This window comes from Streptomyces sp. NPDC048002, from assembly GCF_040653275.1.
GTDB lineage: Bacteria > Actinomycetota > Actinomycetes > Streptomycetales > Streptomycetaceae > Streptomyces.
In genome coordinates, this window is the sequence record NZ_JBEZNL010000024.1 from 110,656 (window position 1) to 128,717 (window position 18,062).

The following is an 18,062-nucleotide window of genomic DNA, read 5'->3' on the forward strand; positions in this document are numbered from 1 at the left end:
CCCACCCATGACGAACCCGGCCGAGAGCCTTGTCGCCCTGCTCGACCTGGAGCAGATCGAGGTCAACATCTTCCGCGGCCGCAGCCCGCAGGAGTCCTTCCAGCGGGTCTTCGGCGGCCAGGTGGCGGGCCAGGCCCTGGTCGCCGCCGGCCGCACCACGGACGGCGAGCGCCCGGTGCACTCGCTGCACGCGTACTTCCTGCGCCCGGGGCGGCCGGGCGTGCCGATCGTGTACCAGGTCGAACGGGTGCGGGACGGGCGGTCGTTCACCACGCGCCGGGTCACCGCGGTGCAGCAGGGCCGCACGATCTTCAATCTGACCGCCTCCTTCCACAAGCCCGAGCAGGGCGGTTTTGAACACCAGTTGCCGCCGGCGCGCGAGGTTCCGGCCCCGGAGTCGCTGCCCACGGTCGCGGACGAGATCCGGGAGCATCTGGGCGCGCTGCCGGAACAGTTGGAGCGGATGGCGCGCCGTCAGCCCTTCGACATCCGCTACGCGGACCGGCTGCGCTGGACACCCGAGGAGGTCAAGGGCGCGGAACCGCGCAGCGCGGTGTGGATGCGCGCGGTGGGCCCGCTGGGCGACGATCCGTGGGTGCACACCTGCGCGTTGACCTACGCCAGTGACATGACGCTGCTGGACGCGGTCCGGCTGCCGGTGGAACCGCTGTGGGGTCCGCGGGGCTTCGACATGGCGTCGCTGGACCACGCGATGTGGTTCCACCGGCCGTTCCGCGCGGACGAGTGGTTCCTCTACGACCAGGAGTCGCCGATCGCCACGGGCGGCCGCGGTCTGGCCCGTGGGCGGATCTACGACCTCCGGGGCCGGCTGCTGGTGTCGGTCGTCCAGGAGGGTCTGTTCCGGGCGCTGTAGGTCAGCGCCTTCCGCGGCGCAGCCGGCTCAGCAGTCGGTGCGGCAGCCGGGGCTTGCCCGGTTCCGGTGGTCCTCCCTGCCCGGGGGCCCGGTGGCCGTCGCGTGGGGTGGCTCGCGGGGCGGGCCGGTAAGAGCGTGCCTCGTCCATCGCGCGGGCGAGGTCGGTCCGCAGCCAGTCGATCTCGTCGGCGTCGTCCGCCGTCATGATCTCCGCGCTGAGCCGGGCCGCCGGTGAGCCGGGGGCTCCGTGCGCGGGCGGTCCGGGCCGGTGGCGGTTCAGGTAGGAGCGTTCGTGGGGGTCGGGGACGGTCTCGGCGATCCGGGCCGGGTCCAGGAAGGCGGCCACCGCTCCGGCCCGCTCCCAGGGGTCGTCGGTCTGTCGCAGCAGGAGGCCCAGGTGGCGGCCCCGCCAGTTGCGCGGGCGCAGGTCCAGGCCGGCTTCCAACTGTCCGCGCAGCCCTTCGGGGGTGCGTGCCTTCAGCAGCGGGGTGTGCTCCTCGTCGGCCGTGAACTGCCGCAGTTCCTCCGCCGAGTACATCCAGACCACGGCCCGGTAGCGGTTGAGGTGGAAGAACACGGGCACCACCAGGCCGAGGCGGGCGAGTCGGGTGAACCTGCCGGGCGAGACCTGCATCAGGGCTGCGCCCTCACCCGTACCCACCGTCCGCACCCGCTCCCGGACCGACTCGGGGAAGCCCTCCGAGCGGCGCAGCCGCTCGATCTCGGCGCGGGCGACGCGGCGGGTTCCGCCGCCTCCCTCGTCGGGCACGGTGCGGATCCGGCCGAGTTGGACGGCGAGGTCGAATTCGCCTCGGCGCAGTCCCAGTTCGCGGGCGGCGCGGGCGGGTGTGCAGGAGGTGCGGTGGGGCTGGGTGACGGTGTGGCCGGTCATGGTGGCTCTCCCCCGTGGAGTCCGGTGCTCACGCTGTGTGCGTTCGCCGTGACAGAACCGTAGCCAATCCGGCCGATCTCGCGGGCGGCCTGTGGATAACTCCAGAGGGAAGTGAGAAGACGCAGGTCAGAACTCTGTGGCCGAGTTCCGTTCGGGTTTGCGCGCGTCCACGCCGAGGTGTTCGCCGACCCGGTTCACGAGCAGGGTCATCTCGTAGGCGATCTGCCCGATGTCCGCTTCCGCGCCGCTGAGGACGCACAGACAGCTGCCGGACCCCGCGGCGGTCACGAACAGGACGGCGTCGTCGAACTCGACCATGGTCTGCCGGACTCTGCCCGCGCCGAAGTGGTGCCCGGAGCCCTTGGCGAGACTGTGCAGGCCCGAGGAGACCGCGGCCAGGTGCTCCGCGTCCTCCCGGCGCAGGCCGGTGCTCGCACCGGTCACCAGCCCGTCGTTGGAGAGGATCAGCGCGTGGCGCACATGCTCCACGCGGCCCGTCAACTCGTCCAGGAGCCAACCGAGTTGCTGATTCTGTGCCATGTCCCGTCTCCCCGTACGAAACACCCTCCTCCGGACGAGGAAGGTCCCGCCCGCCAGCTTTCCGGACAAGTCGGGGCAGAGGCAAGGATGACTTGGCACGGCACGCAAGACGGCCGGCGCCCGAGCGGTCCGGTCAGCTCACCGAGCCGAGGAGGCGGGCGGTGTGCATCCGCCCGGCGTACTCGACGAGCCGGATGAGCACCTCCTTGCCCGAGTCACGGTCCCGGGCGTCGCAGAGCACCACGGGCGTCCCCTGGTCGAGGTCGAGGGCGCGGGAGACGTCGTGGGCACCGTAGGCGCGGGCGCCCACGAAGCAGTTGACGGCCACCACGAAGGGGATGTGCCGGTGCTCGAAGTAGTCCACGGCGGGGAAGCAGTCCTCCAGGCGCCGGGTGTCGGCGAGGACCACCGCACCGAGGGCCCCTTGGGAGAGTTCGTCCCACAGGAACCAGAACCGGTCCTGGCCGGGCGTGCCGAAGAGGTAGAGCGACAGGCCGGAGCGGATGGTGATGCGCCCGAAGTCCATGGCGACGGTGGTCGTGACCTTCTGGTCCACACCGTCGGTGTCGTCCACCCACTGGCCCGCCTCGCTGAGCAGTTCCTCGGTGCGCAGTGGTCTGATCTCGCTGACCGCGCCCACCAGGGTCGTCTTGCCCACGCCGAATCCGCCGGCGACAAGGATCTTCAGCGCCAGGGCCGACGTGTCGCCGCCCGGCTCGTCGGAGTGCTCGGAGACCATCGATCACTTCTTTCGGGAGTGCCGGCGACGGCGCTCGTCGCCGGGGGCGCGTCCCGCGCTCACGAAGCGTGCGCGTGCGACTGCTGTGCGTGTGTGCGAAGTCAGCATCATGGCAACTCCGGCTTCCCCTCGAAGGGTTCGACCGCTTTTTGTCCGATGTGACCGACTCGTGGCGTTCCCGCGTCCGCAATGGTGTACAAATCGGCGCCATACGGGACCGTCCGGTTCTGATGTGTCATCTACAGGGCCCGCAGCCCTTCGATCACTTCGCGCAGAATCCGTTCGTCGGGAAGCTGCGCGGGCGGGACCGGGCGGCTGACCGTGACACAGCCCATTTCGAGGAGGTCCCCGAGGAGCACCCGGACGACGCCCACCGGAAGGTCGGCGCCCGCGGCGAGTTCCGCCACCGACTGCGTCTCGGGGCGGCACAGTTCGATCAGCGCCCGGTGCTCCGGTCCGAGCGCGGTGTCGTCGTCGGGTCCCGGCGCGCTCACGTCCAGCGTGACGAGCGCGATCAGGTCGAACCGGACTCCGGTCGGGCCGGGCTGGGTGCGTCCGCCCGTCATCGCGTACGGCCGGACGAGCGGCCCGGCCTCGTTGTCGTACCACTGGCTGCCCTGCTCGCGCGGGCCGCCCGTACGGTCTTCGGTCATCTGTGGGGAACGCCTTCTCGCCTCAGCCCGCGGCGGGCGGTCGCGCGCCCGTGCGGGGCGCGGTGTGCAAATGCTCGCCGACACGTTTCACCAAGCGGGCCATCTCGTACGCCACCAGGCCGATGTCGGCGGTCACGGCGGTGAGCAGGGCCAGGCAGGAGCCGTCGCCCGCGGCGGCGACGAACAGGAAGCCCTCGTCCATCTCCACCATGGTCTGGCGCACCCCGCCGGCCCCGAAGTGCCGGCCGGCGCCCTTGGCCAGGCTGTGGAACCCGGAGGCGACCGCGGCGAGATGTTCGGCGTCCTCGCGGCTGAGGTCGGTCGAGGCGCCCACGGCCAGCCCGTCGTTGGAGAGCACGACCGCGTGCCGTACCTCGTGCACGCGCAGCACCAGGTCGTCCAGCAGCCAGTCGAGTTCGCCGGAGCGCGGGGCGGTCCTGGGGCCGGGGTCCTGGATCATGCGGGATTTCCTTCGCTGGTGTCGCTGTGCGCCGAGGGGGCCGGGGCGGTGCCGCGGCCGGGCTGCCGCCCGCCGCCGCGCGCCCAGCCGTCGCGGTACGCCGCCATGCGGTCGCGTACGAGTTCGGGTGTGCGTCGTGCGTCGTCTCCCGGGGAGACGGTCGGGGCGGGCTCCTCGGCGTGCTCGCGCAACTGGGGTGCGAGGCTCGCCTGCCGGACCCGGCGCGGGAGGTCGTCGGAGCCCTGGGAGTCGTGGGAGTCGTCCGGGGGGCGGTGCAGGCGCAAGGCGGTGACTCCGGGGGGCGGTGGTTCGGTCGTGGCGTGTGCGGCGACGGGCGCGGGGGCGACCAGCGCGGGCCGGTCGGCGGGGGCCTGGACGGGCTCCTGCCGGGAGGTGCCGCCGGGCACGCGCGCGAAGGAGCGCTCGGCGGGCGGGGGCGGCTCGGCCGCCGTCCGGGGGGAACGTTCCGCCGCGCCGCCGTGCAGCAGGGCGGTGGGCAGCAGAACCACCGCGGTGGTGCCGCCGTAGGGCGAGGTGCGCAGGTGCACCTTGATGCCGTGGCGGGCGGAGAGCCTGCTGACCACGAACAGACCGAGCCTGTCGCTGTCGAAGAGGTCGAGCGCCTCGGACTGCTCGATCCGCCGGTTGGCCTCGGTGAGGGTCTCCTTGCCCATGCCCAGGCCGCGGTCCTCGACCTCGATCGCGTAGCCGTTGCCGACGGGTTCGCCGGTGACGCGGACCCGGGTGTGCGGCGGCGAGAACTGCGCCGCGTTCTCGACGAGTTCGGCCAGCAGGTGCGTGAGGTCGGCCACGGCGGCGCCGATGACGGCCGCCTCGGGGAGCTGACGCACCTCCACGCGCGCGTAGTCCTCGACCTCGGACACGGCGGCGCGGACCACGTTCGTCAGCGAGACCGGCATCCGCCAGGCGCGTCCGGGTGCCGCGCCGGAGAGGATGATCAGGCTCTCCGCGTGGCGGCGCATCCGGGTGGTGAGGTGGTCCAGCCGGAACAGGTCGCTCAGTTCGTTCGGGTCGTCCGAGCGGCGCTCCATGCTGTCGAGCAGGCTCAGCTGACGGTGGACCAGGACCTGGCTGCGGCGGGCGAGGTTGACGAAGACCCCGGAGATGCCGCTGGCCAGCTCGGCGCGCTCCACGGCGGCGCGCAGCGCGGCGCGGTGCACGGTGCCCAGCGCCTCGGCGACCTGTCCGGTCTCGTCCTCCGCGGGTTCGCCGGGCGGGGCCTCGGCGCGGATGTCGATCTCGTCGCCCGCGCGCAGTCTGCGCATGGCCTCGGGGAGTTTGCGGCGGGCGATCTCCAGCGCGCTGTTGCGCAGGCTGACCAGTTCCACGACGAGCCCGCGGCCGATCCGGACGGAGATCACCAGCGAGGCGAGGACGGCGGCGAGGCCGAAGAGCACCGCGGCCCCGGCCGGGGTGAGCAGACCCCGGGTGAAGGGGTCGGCGCGGTCGGCGACGCCGTGTCCCGCGTCAGCCTCGATGCCGCGCATCCCGTCCTGCACGCGCGCGAAGGCCCCGTCCCAGGCCGCCTCCGGGATCGCGTCGGCCGCGCGCTCGCCGGGCGCGGCGGCGAGGACCGCGTCCTCCGCGGCACCGACGGCGGCGTACGCACCGCTGTCGGCCAGGTCCCGCCAGGCGGCGCGCTCGGCGCCCCGCAGATCGACGACGGCCACCCCGGTGAGGGCGCGGCGGGTCTCCACGGCGCCGGTGAACAGCCGCAGCCGCTCCCCGTCGAGGCGGCCGGTCAGGCGGGCGCCGGCCAGGAGCGCGTCCTCCTGGGACAGCGCCTCCGCGGCGCGGGAGAACTCCAGCAGTACGCGCGCGTCCGAGCCGAGGTCGGCGTCCTGGATGCCGGTGAGCGCGCCGCCCACCGCGAAGGCCGCTCCGATGGTGCCGGTGTACCGGCGGTAGGTCTCGCTCCAGCCGGAGCCGCCGTCGCGCACGGCGGTGCGCAGGGTGTCGAGGCGCTCGGCGCCGCTGACGAACTCCTCCAGCCGGCCGGCCACCTCGGGGGGCAGTTCCTCGGCGTGGGCGACGGTGTTGTCCGGGCCGAGCCGCAGGGCGGCCACGGCCTCGTCGGTGCGCTCGGCGAGCTTGCGGTAGTCGTCGCCCGGCACCGCGGCGGGGTCGGTGGTGAGCCGTACCGCGGTGGCGCGTTCGGCCTGGAGGGCGGCGACGGCCTCGGCGACGGGCGTCCGGATCCCGGCGTCGACGCGCTGCACCTGCCGCAGCCGGGAGACGTCCTGCGCGGTGGTGACGGTGGCGTACGCCCACAGCGCCAGCAGCGAGACGACCGGCACCATCAGCAGACAGACGATCTTGGCCCGGACCGTGCGCGGCCGGACGTGCCACCCGCCCCCGCGCGCGGGCGGGTCGGCCGGTATCGCGCCGGAGGGGTCCTCGGGGCTTTCGTCGGCGGGCGGTCCCGCGTGCGCGCGGCGGCCGCGCGGGGGTGGTGCGGACGCCGTCTCGGCGCCGGGTGCGGTGGTCCTGCGGGGTGTACGCATGGCCTCCTCGCTCGGGAGTGGTTCGTCGGGGCGGGCCCGGCTAGTGGGCGGCGCTCTCGACCGGCCGTTGCGCGGAGGCGGACGCCTCGCGCTCCCCGGTCGTCGGGGACAGCGCGACGAAGGCCGAGGTCAGGAAGAGGTAGGACCCGAGGCCGACGGCGAGGGGGAAGATGAACTGCATCGCCGTGGCCCCGGGCAGGACGCCGCCGCCGGGTGTGACCCGCACGCTCACCGCGAACATCCCGGTGTAGTGCATGCTGCTGACCGCCGCGCCCATGATCAGGGAGGCGACCGTGACGGCGACGGGCGACTTGATGTTCAGCGCCGCCCACAGCGCGGCCGTCGCCGCCGCGACGGCGATCAGGACCGACAGCCCCACGAGGGCGGGGTCGTAGCGGACCTCGCCGTGCAGCCGCACGGCCGCCATCCCCAGGTAGTGCATGCTGGCCACGCCGAGGCCCGTGGTGAGTCCGCCCAGCAGGAGGGCGCGGGTGCGGTCGCGGCCGTAGCCGACGGCGAAGACGCCCGCGCAGACCACGGCCATCGCGACGAGCAGGCTCACGATGGTGAGCGGCACGTCGTAGCGGATGTCGGTGCCGCTGACGCTGAAGCCCAGCATCGCCACGAAGTGCATGGTCCAGATGCCGGTGCCGATGGCCGACGCGGCCGTGATGAGCCAGTTGCGACGTGACCGGCCGGTCGCACCGAGCGCGCGGACGGTGCAGCGCAGGCCGAGCGCGGCGCCGATGCAGGCCATCACGTACGACAGCGCCGGGGTGAGCAGCCCCAGGGCCGCGTGGTCCAGGTGTCCCATGACCCAGGGACGCTAGTCGGGGCATGGGGGCACAAAGGGGGCGCATTTCGAAAGGTGTTGCAATATGACACGGATACTTACGAAGAATGATCGGCCAGGGCTCGAAGCTGTGCGGCCCCGCTCATCCCTGTCGGTGGGGCGTCGCCCCGGCCGGTGCGGGATCATGCCGGACATGAGCGACGACCACACACGTGTCCAGGAGTTCTTCTCCGCCCGTGCAGACGACTGGGACACCCGGTTCCCCGGCGACGGCCCGGCCTACGCGGCCGCCGTCGCCGAACTCGGTCTACGCGAGGGCGACCGGGTGCTCGACGCCGGCTGCGGCACCGGGCGGGCGCTGCCGCCGCTGCGCGCGGCCGTGGGCCCCTCGGGCGTGGTCCTGGGCGCCGATCTGACCCCGGCCATGCTCGAAGCCGCCGTACGGGCGGGACGCCACCGGGACGGCCGGCTGCTGCTCGCCGACGTGGCCGCGCTCCCCGTCCGTACGCGCTCGCTCGACGCCGTGTTCGGCGCGGGCCTGATCTCCCATCTGCCCCGGCCGGACCGGGACCTGCGGGAGCTGGCCCGCGTGGTGCGCCCGGGCGGCACACTGGCCCTCTTCCATCCGATCGGCAGGGCGGCGCTCGCGGCCCGGCAGGGGCGGCGGATCACCCCCGAGGACCTGCGGGCCGAGCCCAATCTCCGCCCCCTGCTGGCCGGTTCCGGCTGGCGCATGACCTCGTACGTGGACGAGGACACCCGGTTCCTCGCGCTCGCCGTGCGGGAGGACTGAGCCCCGCCGCGCATCCCGCTCCGCATCCGGCCCCGGACCGCGCACCGCTCCGACGGCCCAACGCCCTTGACGGCGACGCCCTCTTCTGCTGCCGGAATTTCAACTCTACGTTGAACAGCAGGAGATGAAACGACGGGCAAGGACGATCAGGGGGAAGGTGGCCGTCATGTTCGGCAGGGTCCGACAGTCATGGGGCAAGGTGCTGGACGCCTGGCGCACGGGGGCGAGCGCCGACCGGGACACGCGTACGCACAACCTCTTCGAAGCGGCCGCCGCCTATGTCTCGGCCTGCGCGGAGGACGACCAGGAGCGTGTCGACGAGGCCGCGGGGTGGGTGTCGCCGGAAGCGCTGTCGTTCGGCGTGAACGAGCTGGCGTGCCGTGCCGTCATCGCCCTCGCGCGCGAGCGCGACGAGTCCCCGCGTGCCGTCGCGCGGGACCTCCTCGGCCTCCCGGCGGCCTGACCGGGACCCACCGGGAGGCCGTTTTCACCCCGTCCAACCGGAAAACAGCAGCTCCGAGTGGGGTGGGTGGTCGTGACAAGCGGCTTCCCGTCGCACTAGGGTGCGCGCCGTTGGACGAACCGATGGGGAGGCTGGGATGGCCGGGACGGACGAGGGCGCCGTCGCCGCCGAGGACGACGCGCTGTATGTGCTCACGGCGGTGCTGCTGACGCCGGCGAAGTTCCCGAGCGTGCTGGGCGACGACTATCCGGAGGCGTGCGCGGCGCTGGGCCTCGCGCCGCTCGCCGACGGGTACGGGCTGGTGATCGGCCAGGACGGCGACGGCGCCCGCTGGACGGTCGTCATCGACGACGTCTCGCTGGTCGCGGTCGCCATCGCGTCCTGGGACTGCGGCATGGAGTACGACCTGTCCCCGGACGAGCGGACGGTCGTCGCGGCCCTGCCCGGCTGGCCCCTGGCGGTCGCCGTCGCGGCGCCCAACGTGCCCGCTCCGCACGACCCCGAGCCGGACGCGGCGGACCCCCCGCCGCTGTCCCCGCCGGACACGTCCGTCTGGGGCCCGGCGCAGCGGCGGCTGGGCGCGGACGAGATCGCCCTGCAGTGGGCGGTGTGGCGCGAGCAGATCGACGACTCCGACTTCCCGAGCCTCGACGGCGACTCCGGGCCGGAGGAGGGCGACGAGGAGGCCCCGGAGGACACGCCGAAGGGGCACAGCGGCATCCGCCGGGTCCTCGCCGAGGCGCGCGCCTACGTGGACACCCCGCCGCCGCTGGGCCGGGTCCGCTCCGCCTTCGCGTCGGGCGACGCCCGTACCCTGCGCGCCGACGGTCCGGGCTGGTCGCTCGTGGCGAGGACGGACGACATCGCGTTCGTGCTGCTCGACGACGAACCCGGCGAGGTCCTTCCGGTAGGACGCGGGCCCGAGCTGCCCGGTCTCCTGGAGGCGCTCGACAGGATGGCCGTACGCCCCAGCTGAGGCGGTGTGCTCCCACTGAGGCGGTGTGCCCGAGGTGAGGCGGTGTTTGGGCGCACCATGCGGCGCCGTCGTTCCATGTGGGCCCAGCCCATGGATGAGGTGCGGAAGGGGTCGGACCATGGGGCGACTTCGGCAGGGCCCCCTGCCGGGTCCTCCCCTGTCCCGCTGCCCTGGAGGCACCCATGCGTCCGTCCCGAGGTGTTCCGTTCGCCGTCACCGCCTTGCTGACGGCGGCGCTCACCTGGCCCGCTCCCGCCGGGGCGAGCCCGGCCGGTGAAGACCACTGCGGGCGCCAGGATCGGCTGCGGGTGCCCGGCGCGGAGTTCCAGCGGACGGCCTGTCTGCCGGACCTGACCACCACGGGCCTGGCGGGCACCCCGTACACCGACCCGGCCGACCAGGCGGGTCTGACAGCCGCCGGGACGCGGCCGCCGTCGGGGGTGCCCGGGATCCAGATCGACGGCTACTTCCCGGACTCCTCACGGTTCAACGCCACGCACGGCTGGCGGCACGACGCGCAGTTCGTGATCCGGCTGCCGGACGACTGGAACGGCGGGCTCGTCGTCACGGGCGCGCCGGGCACCCGGCGCCAGTACGCCACCGACAAGGCGATCTCCGACCGGGTGCTCGCCCAGGGCTTCGCCTACGCGGCGACCGACAAGGGCAACAACGGCTCCGACTTCTACCGCGACGGCGACCGTCCCGGCGACGCGGTCGCCGAGTGGAACACCCGGACCACGCAGCTCACCCGCGCGGCACGGCGGGCGGTCGCCCAGCGCTACGGTCACCTCCCCCGGCACACCTACATGACCGGGATCTCCAACGGCGGCTACCTCACCCGCTGGCAGCTGGAGAACCATCCGGAGCTCTACGACGGCGGCGTGGACTGGGAAGGCGCGCTGTGGACGGCCCACGGCCCGAATCTGCTGACGTCCCTGCCCACAACCGTGGCCCGGACGACCGGCGCGGCACGGGACGAGGACCTGTACGCGGTGGGCTTCGCGCGCGGCTCCGAGTTCCTGTGGCCGTACCACGAGCGGGCCTACTGGGGCGTCACCCAGAAGATCTACCGGGCCGAGTTCGACCCGTCGTACGCCCCGGACTGTCCCGGCGCCTCGGCCGGTACCACCCCGGAGCAGGTCCTCGCGCCGTGTGCCGAGGACGCGGCCTACGACTACGCCTCGCGCCCGGCCTCCGTCCATCGCGCGGTGGCCCGGGTGGCGCTGACCGGGCGGATCGGCAGGCCGCTGGTCACGCTGCACGGCGACCTCGACGCGCTGCTGCCGAAGGCCGCGGACTCGGACGTGTACGCGCGGATGGTGGACCGGGCCGGCCGCGGCGCGCTGCACCGCTACTACACCGTCGAGGGCGGCACGCACGTCGACGGCCTGTACGACAGCCATCCGGACCGGCTGCGCCCGATCCTGCCCTGCTACCGCTCGGCGTTCGACGCGCTGGTCTCCTGGGTGGAGCGGGGCGTACGGCCGCCCGCCGACCGCACCGTCACCCGGCCCGCGGGCGGCGACGTGGTCGACTCCTGCGCGCTGCGGGATTCGGCCTGAGCGTCACCGGCGCCATCGGCGGCCGACGGCGCCTCGTGGCGGAGGACGGCGGCCAGGCCGGCCCGCAGGGCCGCTGCGGTGACGAGTTGGGCGACCGGCGCGGAGGAGCTGAGGAAGAGGATGTCCCGCCCCTCGGGGATCCGTTCGAGGAGATCGGGCACCGGCATCACCTCGTGCACGGGCAGGTGACCGTCGGCCGGCTCGGGGCCGGGCGGGAAGACGGGCACGGCGGGGGTGCCGTCGGGCGCCTCCGTCACCGCGGGCCGGCCCGCGGCGTCGAGGCAGACCGCCACCTCGGCGTCGGCGAGGACCACGGCGAGCAGGTCCGCGTGCTCGTAGCCGGTGGCGACCAGGCGTGCCGCGGCGTCGGCCGGGCCGGCCGGCGGGTCCCAGCCGTAGGCGTCCGGTGAGGGCCGGTGGCCGGGGTTCTCCGCCCACTCGACGATCTCGCCGCGGGCGTCGCTGCGCCAGCGGCCCGGCACCGCCCAGTCCGGCGGCGCCTCGCCCGCCGCACCGTTCCAGTGCCGGTCCACCAGCGCCAGCCAGTGGCCCGGCGCGAGACGGGCGGCCGTGACGAACTCCTCCGTGGGCGGGCGGAATCGGGGGTGGCCCGGCGGTACCGGGACGCCCTCCGCGGGACGGGTTCCGGGGGCGGCGGAGTCGGTCATGGGTTCCTCGGGAAGGGTGCGTGCGGGAGTTGCCGGACACCGAGCGCCCGCAGCGCGAGGGCCGTCAGCAGGGCCGCCGGGAGTCCGGCCCCCAGCGTGGGGTCGGCGAGCAGCAGCCGCAGCCGTACGGCGGGGCCCACGGTCAGGCCGGTCACCGGCAGCCGGTCGCCGAGCAGGGCGCCCTCCATCGTCTGGGCGTCGGTCAGCCGGTGGCCCGCCCCTGCGAGCAGTTCCAGCGGGATCGTGGCGGAGGGGGTGAGAGGGGGCACCTGGTCCTCGGTGAGGTCCTCCTCCCGTACGGCGTCCGACAGCCACTGCCGGAAGGCTTCGCCGCGGGCGGGCTGCTCCGCCGGAAGCAGTCCGGCGAGCGGCTCACTGCCGCCCAGGGCGGCCAGCAGCGCGGCCTCGGCCTCCCGCCCGACCGGGGAGGGCGGGGAGGGCGGGGCAACCGGGGCGGGCGGGGGTGCTGCGGCCGCGCCGGGTACCGCGGTGTCGTGCGGACTCAGTCCGCCGTCGAGGGCGGCGCGCAGCAGGTGTTCCAGGGAGGCGGCGCTCAGTGCCCCGTCCAGGCCGTCGCGCGCGGCGTACCGGCCGACGATCTGGTGGAGTCCTCCCCAGGTGAGCGGGCCGGGATCATGGTCGCCGGCGTTCCGGAACCGGAGCCGTTCCAGGGCGCCGAAGCCCTCGATCAGTTCGTGGAACTCCGCCTCGCGGGCCGGGTCGGAGTCGACGCGCACACCGTGGGTCCGCCGCAGGGCGCGCACCCAGTGCCGGGCCCGGTCGGTGCGCCCCGGCAGCTGCGGGGGCAGTCCGCCGAGGTCGGCGAGCGCGTCAAGGGCGTCGGTCCCCGGTTCGGGCGGGAACTCCTCGATGCGGCCCACGGGGTGGTCGGGGTCGTCGAACACAAGTAGTCGCGGCGGCCGTTCGCCCTCGGCCTCGCTGGTGCCGACCTGCATGTTCACGGTGAAGACGGTGCGGCCGGTCTCGTTGGCGACGTACTGGGAGGAGGGCGGGTGGGTGAGCAGGTCCTGGTCGGGGCGGGTCATCGACAGCTCGCAGACCAGCAGCCACACCGGCCGTTCGGGCGGCAGTGCCCGCAGGCTCGCGCGGCGGGCCAGCATCCGGCCCAACTGGCGCGGATGGACGGCCTGGTTGGCGCCGGTGCTGCGGCGGGGCAGGGTGGTGCGTCCCTGGTCGCCGTGGCCGACGGCGACGTAGGAGCCGGCCAGGCCGCGCGGCAGGGGGAGGGCGCCGCTCTCGCGTCCGGCGTACACACCGGGCAGCCCTTCCATGACGTTGGAGTAGTGCTGGACGGCGGACAGCGGCCGGAAGGACTGTTCCCGCAGGGCCATGTCGTGCGCGTCGAGGAAGGCCCGTCCGGTCAGTTCCTGTCCGTCGGCCGTGACCAGCGGGTACGACTGGATGTCCGTGTCGGGGAAGGGTGTGCCGTTCGCGGCGGTGACGGTGGCCCCGGGGTCGTCGGGCACGAGGCCCGGGTCCGCGGGCACCCAGGTACCGGCCGGGTCGCTGCCGGTGGCGGGCTCGGCCAGGAAGGGCACGCGGCGGCCGTCCGGGGCGGGCTGGAGGCGCAGGTCGCCGTAGGAGAACCAGGCGCGGGTTCCGGCACGGTCCGCGATCAGCCGGGCCAGGGACTCGTTGCGGCCGCCGTCCTCCGCCATGAGGACCACCACGGGCACGTCCGGCTGCCGCCGCGAGTCGTGCCGTACCAGTTCTGCGAACTCCTCGTCCGACACCGGCTGTCCGGCGAGCAGCAGCCGACCCTCGTCGTCGCGCTCGGCCACGACCGCGTGCGCCGCGGTCCCCCAGGGTGCGGGACGGACGCCCCGCTGGTCGGCGACCCGGTCCAGGTGCAGGGTCAGGCCGGGGCGTCCGGTCCAGTTCCTGCCGTGCGGCGCGCCGTCCGGCCCGTGGAGTTCGGACTGCTGGGGGTAGCCCTGCCGGGTCAGCCCGTAGGCGGCGACGGCGTCCAGGGTGCCGGCCCGGCCCCGGCGGTGGGCGCTGCCGACGAGGGAGAAGGCGTCGAAGTGCAGGGCCGCGTCCACCGGTGCGTCCGGCGGCAGATGGAGCAGCATGCGGGTGATGCCGTCCAGGTCCAGTGGTTCCCGGCCGAACCGGGGGTGCCCGGTGCGCGCGGCATCGATGACGCGCAGCGAGTTGTGGAGCGCGGTGCGCGTCTGCTCGGGCAGCGGCCGGGAACCGAAGGTGGCGTCGACGACGGCCCACAGTTCCCTGAGCCGGCGCTGGACCGGGTCTTCGGCGGGCGGCGGCGCGGACGTGAACCGCTCGGGCCGCACCGGGGGCGGGACCGGCCGCGGAGCGGGCGGGTGAGGCTGCGGCCGGTGTTCCCCGGCGGCCCCGTCCCACAGGGCGCGGACGGCGGTGTGGGCGTCGCTGTCGTCGCCCCGGCCGCCTTCCGCGATCTCCCACAGGGCGCGGGCGCGGTCCAGTGCCTCGTTCTCGACGTCGGTGGCGTCGACGGGGTTCACCGCCGAGGGGCGCACCCCGCGCGGGCGGGCGGGCTCGACACTGCGCGGATGCCGGGTCCGGGGGCGGGGGCCCTCGCCGTACAGCCTGCGCAGCAGGGGGTACAGGGCCGGTTGGTGGACCCGGACCCACTCGGGGCCGCCGTTGTTGCGCGGCCGTCCGGTGTACGGGTCGGTGCCGCCGTTGGCCATCAGATAGACGTTGGTGAGCTGGGCGAAGAACTCGCGCTCGTCGCGGCTGCTGTAGTTGGGGGCGCTGCGGCGGCCGTGGGCGTCGTGGCCGTGGAGGTCGCCGTCGGGCCAGGAGCCCGCCTCGCCCGCGCGTTCGGTGGCCCGGAACGCCTCGGTGACGCGGGCGCGGTCCTCGTCGTCCAGGCCGTGCAGGTGGACGGTGTGGGCCACCTCGTGGACCGTGGTCGAGTAGCCGTCGGGGTAGGCGGACCCGTCGGTGGGGACCGTGGTGCGCTCGCCCAGCAGGTTCTCCTCGGTGACGGCCGCCGTGCGCCGTCCCGCGCCGCGGACGCGCTCCCAGGGACGGCCGTCGTCACTGACCCCGCCGCGCAGGTCGCGGAAGGCGTCCAGGGAGGTCATGGCCTCGCCCTTGGGCACGACCACGACCCGTGAGCCTCCCTTGAGGAGGCGGGCCGCGACCTCGGGGTCCTGGAGCAGCCGGGCGACCTGGGTGCGGGCCCGGTCCCGGGCGGAGACGGGCCGTTCGACGCCGGCGGGCACCTGGGTCATCAGGTTCGCCGCGACCGAGGCGAACTCGGCGGGATCCAGCGCGGTACGCAGGGCGTCCACGAGCGCGGGATCGGCGGCGAGCCGTTCCCGCTCCTCGGGGGTCAGCCCCTCCAGTGCCGCGTCGCGGTCCGCGGTGGGCAGACCGGGGAGGCGTGAGGCGAGTTCGCGAACCGGGTCGGGGATCGCTTCCGGTGTCGTCGCCGGCGGGCCGAGGTCGCCGGGCGTCGGTCCGGTGTCCGCGCCGAGCGTCGGTCCGGTGTCCGCGCCGGCCGTCACCGGAGTGGGGGCCGCCTGCGGAACCGCCGAGCCCTCTGCGGGCGGAGGTGGCAAGGCGGGACCCCCCAGGACCCCTTGGGCCGGTGCGTCGCTGCCGTCGTAGTGGTTGCTGCCGTTGTAGTGGACCTCTGTCCGCCGGGGGGCGGTGTCGGGTCCGACGCGGTTGACCCGACGGGTCCCTGAAGGGAGCGACCGCACGACATCGACCCGCAGATCGAAGGCGTGTGCGAGCAGAGGGAGGAAGATCTCCCCCGCGGGTGTCCCCCAGCGGTCCTCCCAGTTGACGACGGCGTCCAGCAGCACGGGCAGTTCCGAGTCGTCCAGCGGCGCCGTGCTCTGCGGGTAGACCGTGCTGAGCAGACGTTCGAGGGCGGCGTCGTCGAGGTCGCCGGGATCCGGCAGCAGCCCGTGTGCCTCCAGGTACGCGAACATACGGCGCGGGCTCAGCTCCTCGGCCTCCGCCCGGTACAGGGCACGCGCGTCCGATACGGAGAGGTCGAGGTCGGCGGGGCGGGTCGCCGTCCGGGCGTCGACGTACCGCGCGAGCAGTTCGGCGGGGTCGAGTGCCTCGGGCACGGGGATGCCGTCGACCCCGTGGTGGGCGAGGGCCGCGAGCCGCTCCGCCCTGTTCATCCCCCGGACGCGGCGGGCGAAGGCGTCGGCGACCGTCTGCCGGAACTGGCCGACGATCTGCGGGTGCAGCCGCCCCTCGCTGCGCGCCACGTAGTCCTCCACGTGGGCCCGCATCGCGTGCAGCGCGGCCCGAGCGGGGCCGGCGGGGAGCTTGCCCGTGGTGGAGTAGATCCCGGCCTCGCGCCGCAGATCGGCACGGACCGTGTCCGGGGTCCCGAGCCAGTCGTGGGCGGCACGGTCGGTCGCGGCGAGGCCGGTCAGACGGGCCCGGAGGTGTACGGGGTCGCCGGCCATGAAGGAGTACAGCAGACACTCGCCGGTGGCGGGCACGGGCACGCGACGGCCCCTCGCCCGGTCACCGGCGTCCAAGTGCACAGGGGCGGGGGTCTCTTTGACGGGCGCGGACTCCTCAACAACCGGGGTCTCCTTGAGGGGCGCGGACTCCTCAACGACGGGGGTCTCCTTGACCGGCGCGGACTCCTCAACGACGGGGGTCTCCTTGACCGGCGCGGACTCCTCAACGGCAGAAGTCCCCTCGGCCGACGCCAACTCCCCAGCACCCGAGAGCCCTTTGACCGATGCCAACTCCCCAACAACCGACGTCCCCTTGACCGACGCCAACTCCCCAACAACCGACGCCCCCTCGACCGACGTGCTCTCCTTCCCCTTCGCCGTGGGCGTCTTCTTCACCGGCACCGCGAGCCGGTAGTGGCGGTCGTCGAGGCTGAGTACGACGTGTGCGCCCGTGTGCGGGGACGGGCCGACGAGTCCGCTCAGCGCGCCCTTCGGGTCCGCGGGACCGCCGAAGTCCTGGAAGGCGCCGTCGCCGTCGACGACGGTGACCCGCACGCCGAAGGTCCGTGCGGCCAGCAGCGGGAGGAGGTCCGCCGCGCCGTGGTCCCAGCCCGCCTCGGACGGGGCGTCACCCCGGCGCAGGAGTTGCGCGACGGCCAGTTCGGCGCGGGTCGCGGGATCGAGGTCGACGGCGTGCGGGATCAGACCGCCGAGGCCGTCGAACTCGCGGCGGGCCGGTGTGTCGGTGCCGAGGTCGAGACCGGCCGCGGCGATCTCCTCGGCGGTGAAGGCGTCGGTGAAGTCGGGGGCGACGGAGGCCAGCAGCTCGTCGTCGGCGTGGTCGGTGAGCCAGGAGGCCAGTTTGCGGCGCAGCCCGGACATGGCGCCCGGGTCGGCGAGGTCGATGCCCTCCGCGGCGAGCAGCCCGGGAGCCGCGAGTTCGAGTCCGTGGGCGAGCGAGCGGAGGAAGGCGTCCCCGTCCCTCGGGACGTCGTGCAGCGTGTACGTCTCGCTCGTGGGGGATGTGAGGACGGTGGCCGTGCCCGTGCCGGTCCTGGTGTAGCGCGGCGGGGCCGGGGACTTGGGCGCGGGCGGCTTGGGCGGGGGCGTGAACGTCACCGGGGGCGGCTCCGCGATGCCCTCCAGCTCCTCGCGGCCCTCCGAGGTGGCCGCGAGCCGATGCCAGCGGGTGAGCTGGTCGGCGCCGGCCCGTACCCGGTGGTACTCGCTCGCGGCCCGCTCCGCCGCGTCCCGGAGCGCGTCCAGTTCGTCGCGGCGGGTCTCGAAGGCGTCGCGTGCCTCGTCCCGGCGGGCGGTGGCGTCGTCGCGTGCCCGGTCGGGCGCCCTCGCGGAGAGCAGAGCGGTGTCGAGCCGTTCGTCGGCCGCCGTCTTCTCGGCCCGCGCGGCTTCGACGCGCTGGTCGGCGTCCTTTCGCAGCTGGGCGGCGGTTTCCCGTGCCTCCGTCAGGCGGCCCCGTGCGGCGTCCTGTTCGTCCCGCAGCAGTTCCGCCCAGCCGTCGTGGTCGGGGTCGGCGCCGTCCGCGTTCTCGGTGAAGGCGTCCCATGCGGCCTGCGCGGCGGCCGTGTTCGCGTCGGCGGTGCCGTGGTCCCGGCGCGCGTCGGCCTCGGCCTGCTTCAGGGCGGCGTCCGCGGTGGCCACCGCGGTGCGGGCCAGGG

The 18,062-nt window shown here is 74.4% G+C and carries 13 protein-coding genes and 1 pseudogene; 5 read left to right on the top strand and 9 right to left on the bottom strand.

Annotated features, from left to right (window positions below):
• Positions 1-7 precede the first annotated feature (7 nt).
• On the top strand, positions 8-874 hold the full coding sequence (locus AB0E07_RS26335) for an acyl-CoA thioesterase II (RefSeq protein ID WP_362256976.1): 867 nt from the start codon (positions 8-10) through the stop codon (positions 872-874).
• 1 nt (position 875) lies between these two features.
• Here the strand turns inward: AB0E07_RS26335 and AB0E07_RS26340 are convergent, their stop codons facing one another.
• The 7 genes from AB0E07_RS26340 to AB0E07_RS26370 all read right to left on the bottom strand — a co-directional run bounded on the left by AB0E07_RS26340 (position 876) and on the right by AB0E07_RS26370 (position 7,497).
• Positions 876-1,766: a DUF6397 family protein gene (locus AB0E07_RS26340; RefSeq protein WP_362256979.1), complete on the bottom strand. Its 891-nt coding sequence runs from the start codon at positions 1,764-1,766 to the stop codon at positions 876-878.
• Between the two features lie 126 nt (positions 1,767-1,892).
• Positions 1,893-2,306: a roadblock/LC7 domain-containing protein gene (locus AB0E07_RS26345; RefSeq protein ID WP_362256982.1), complete on the bottom strand. Its 414-nt coding sequence runs from the start codon at positions 2,304-2,306 to the stop codon at positions 1,893-1,895.
• Positions 2,307-2,439: 133 nt separating this feature from the next.
• Complete coding sequence (locus tag AB0E07_RS26350; RefSeq protein WP_362256985.1) at positions 2,440-3,045, bottom strand: ATP/GTP-binding protein; 606 nt, start codon at positions 3,043-3,045, stop codon at positions 2,440-2,442.
• Between the two features lie 239 nt (positions 3,046-3,284).
• The gene (locus AB0E07_RS26355; protein ID WP_362256988.1) at positions 3,285-3,698 is read right to left on the bottom strand and encodes a DUF742 domain-containing protein; all 414 of its coding nucleotides are present in this window, start codon (positions 3,696-3,698) and stop codon (positions 3,285-3,287) included.
• 22 nt (positions 3,699-3,720) lie between these two features.
• Positions 3,721-4,158 (bottom strand): roadblock/LC7 domain-containing protein, encoded by a 438-nt coding sequence (locus AB0E07_RS26360; protein WP_362256991.1) that lies wholly within the window; start codon positions 4,156-4,158, stop codon positions 3,721-3,723.
• Positions 4,155-6,683, bottom strand: a complete 2,529-nt coding sequence (locus tag AB0E07_RS26365) for a sensor histidine kinase (protein ID WP_362256994.1) — start codon at positions 6,681-6,683, stop codon at positions 4,155-4,157. The genes AB0E07_RS26360 and AB0E07_RS26365 overlap by 4 nt, the downstream gene beginning before the upstream one ends.
• A gap of 40 nt (positions 6,684-6,723) precedes the next feature.
• Positions 6,724-7,497: an MHYT domain-containing protein gene (locus AB0E07_RS26370; protein ID WP_362256997.1), complete on the bottom strand. Its 774-nt coding sequence runs from the start codon at positions 7,495-7,497 to the stop codon at positions 6,724-6,726.
• A gap of 172 nt (positions 7,498-7,669) precedes the next feature.
• On the opposite strand from AB0E07_RS26370, the gene AB0E07_RS26375 reads away from it, so the two are divergent.
• From AB0E07_RS26375 to AB0E07_RS26390, 4 genes are all read left to right on the top strand, one after another.
• Positions 7,670-8,269 (top strand): class I SAM-dependent methyltransferase, encoded by a 600-nt coding sequence (locus AB0E07_RS26375; protein WP_362257000.1) that lies wholly within the window; start codon positions 7,670-7,672, stop codon positions 8,267-8,269.
• Between the two features lie 166 nt (positions 8,270-8,435).
• Positions 8,436-8,732, top strand: coding sequence for a hypothetical protein (locus AB0E07_RS26380; RefSeq protein WP_362257004.1), 297 nt, complete (start codon positions 8,436-8,438; stop codon positions 8,730-8,732).
• A 136-nt stretch (positions 8,733-8,868) separates the two neighbouring features.
• Positions 8,869-9,708 carry a hypothetical protein gene (locus AB0E07_RS26385; protein WP_362257010.1) on the top strand — a complete coding sequence of 280 codons (840 nt, stop codon included), beginning with the start codon at positions 8,869-8,871 and terminating at the stop codon, positions 9,706-9,708.
• Between the two features lie 182 nt (positions 9,709-9,890).
• The gene (locus AB0E07_RS26390) at positions 9,891-11,270 is read left to right on the top strand and encodes a tannase/feruloyl esterase family alpha/beta hydrolase (RefSeq protein WP_362257013.1); all 1,380 of its coding nucleotides are present in this window, start codon (positions 9,891-9,893) and stop codon (positions 11,268-11,270) included.
• A 71-nt stretch (positions 11,271-11,341) separates the two neighbouring features.
• Here the strand turns inward: AB0E07_RS26390 and AB0E07_RS26395 are convergent.
• Positions 11,342-11,938: pseudogene (locus tag AB0E07_RS26395) on the bottom strand (type VII secretion system-associated protein); the annotation flags it as partial.
• On the bottom strand, positions 11,935-18,045 hold the full coding sequence (locus AB0E07_RS26400; RefSeq protein WP_362257016.1) for a lonely Cys domain-containing protein: 6,111 nt from the start codon (positions 18,043-18,045) through the stop codon (positions 11,935-11,937). The pseudogene AB0E07_RS26395 and the gene AB0E07_RS26400, both read right to left, overlap by 4 nt.
• Positions 18,046-18,062: the final 17 nt, after the last annotated feature.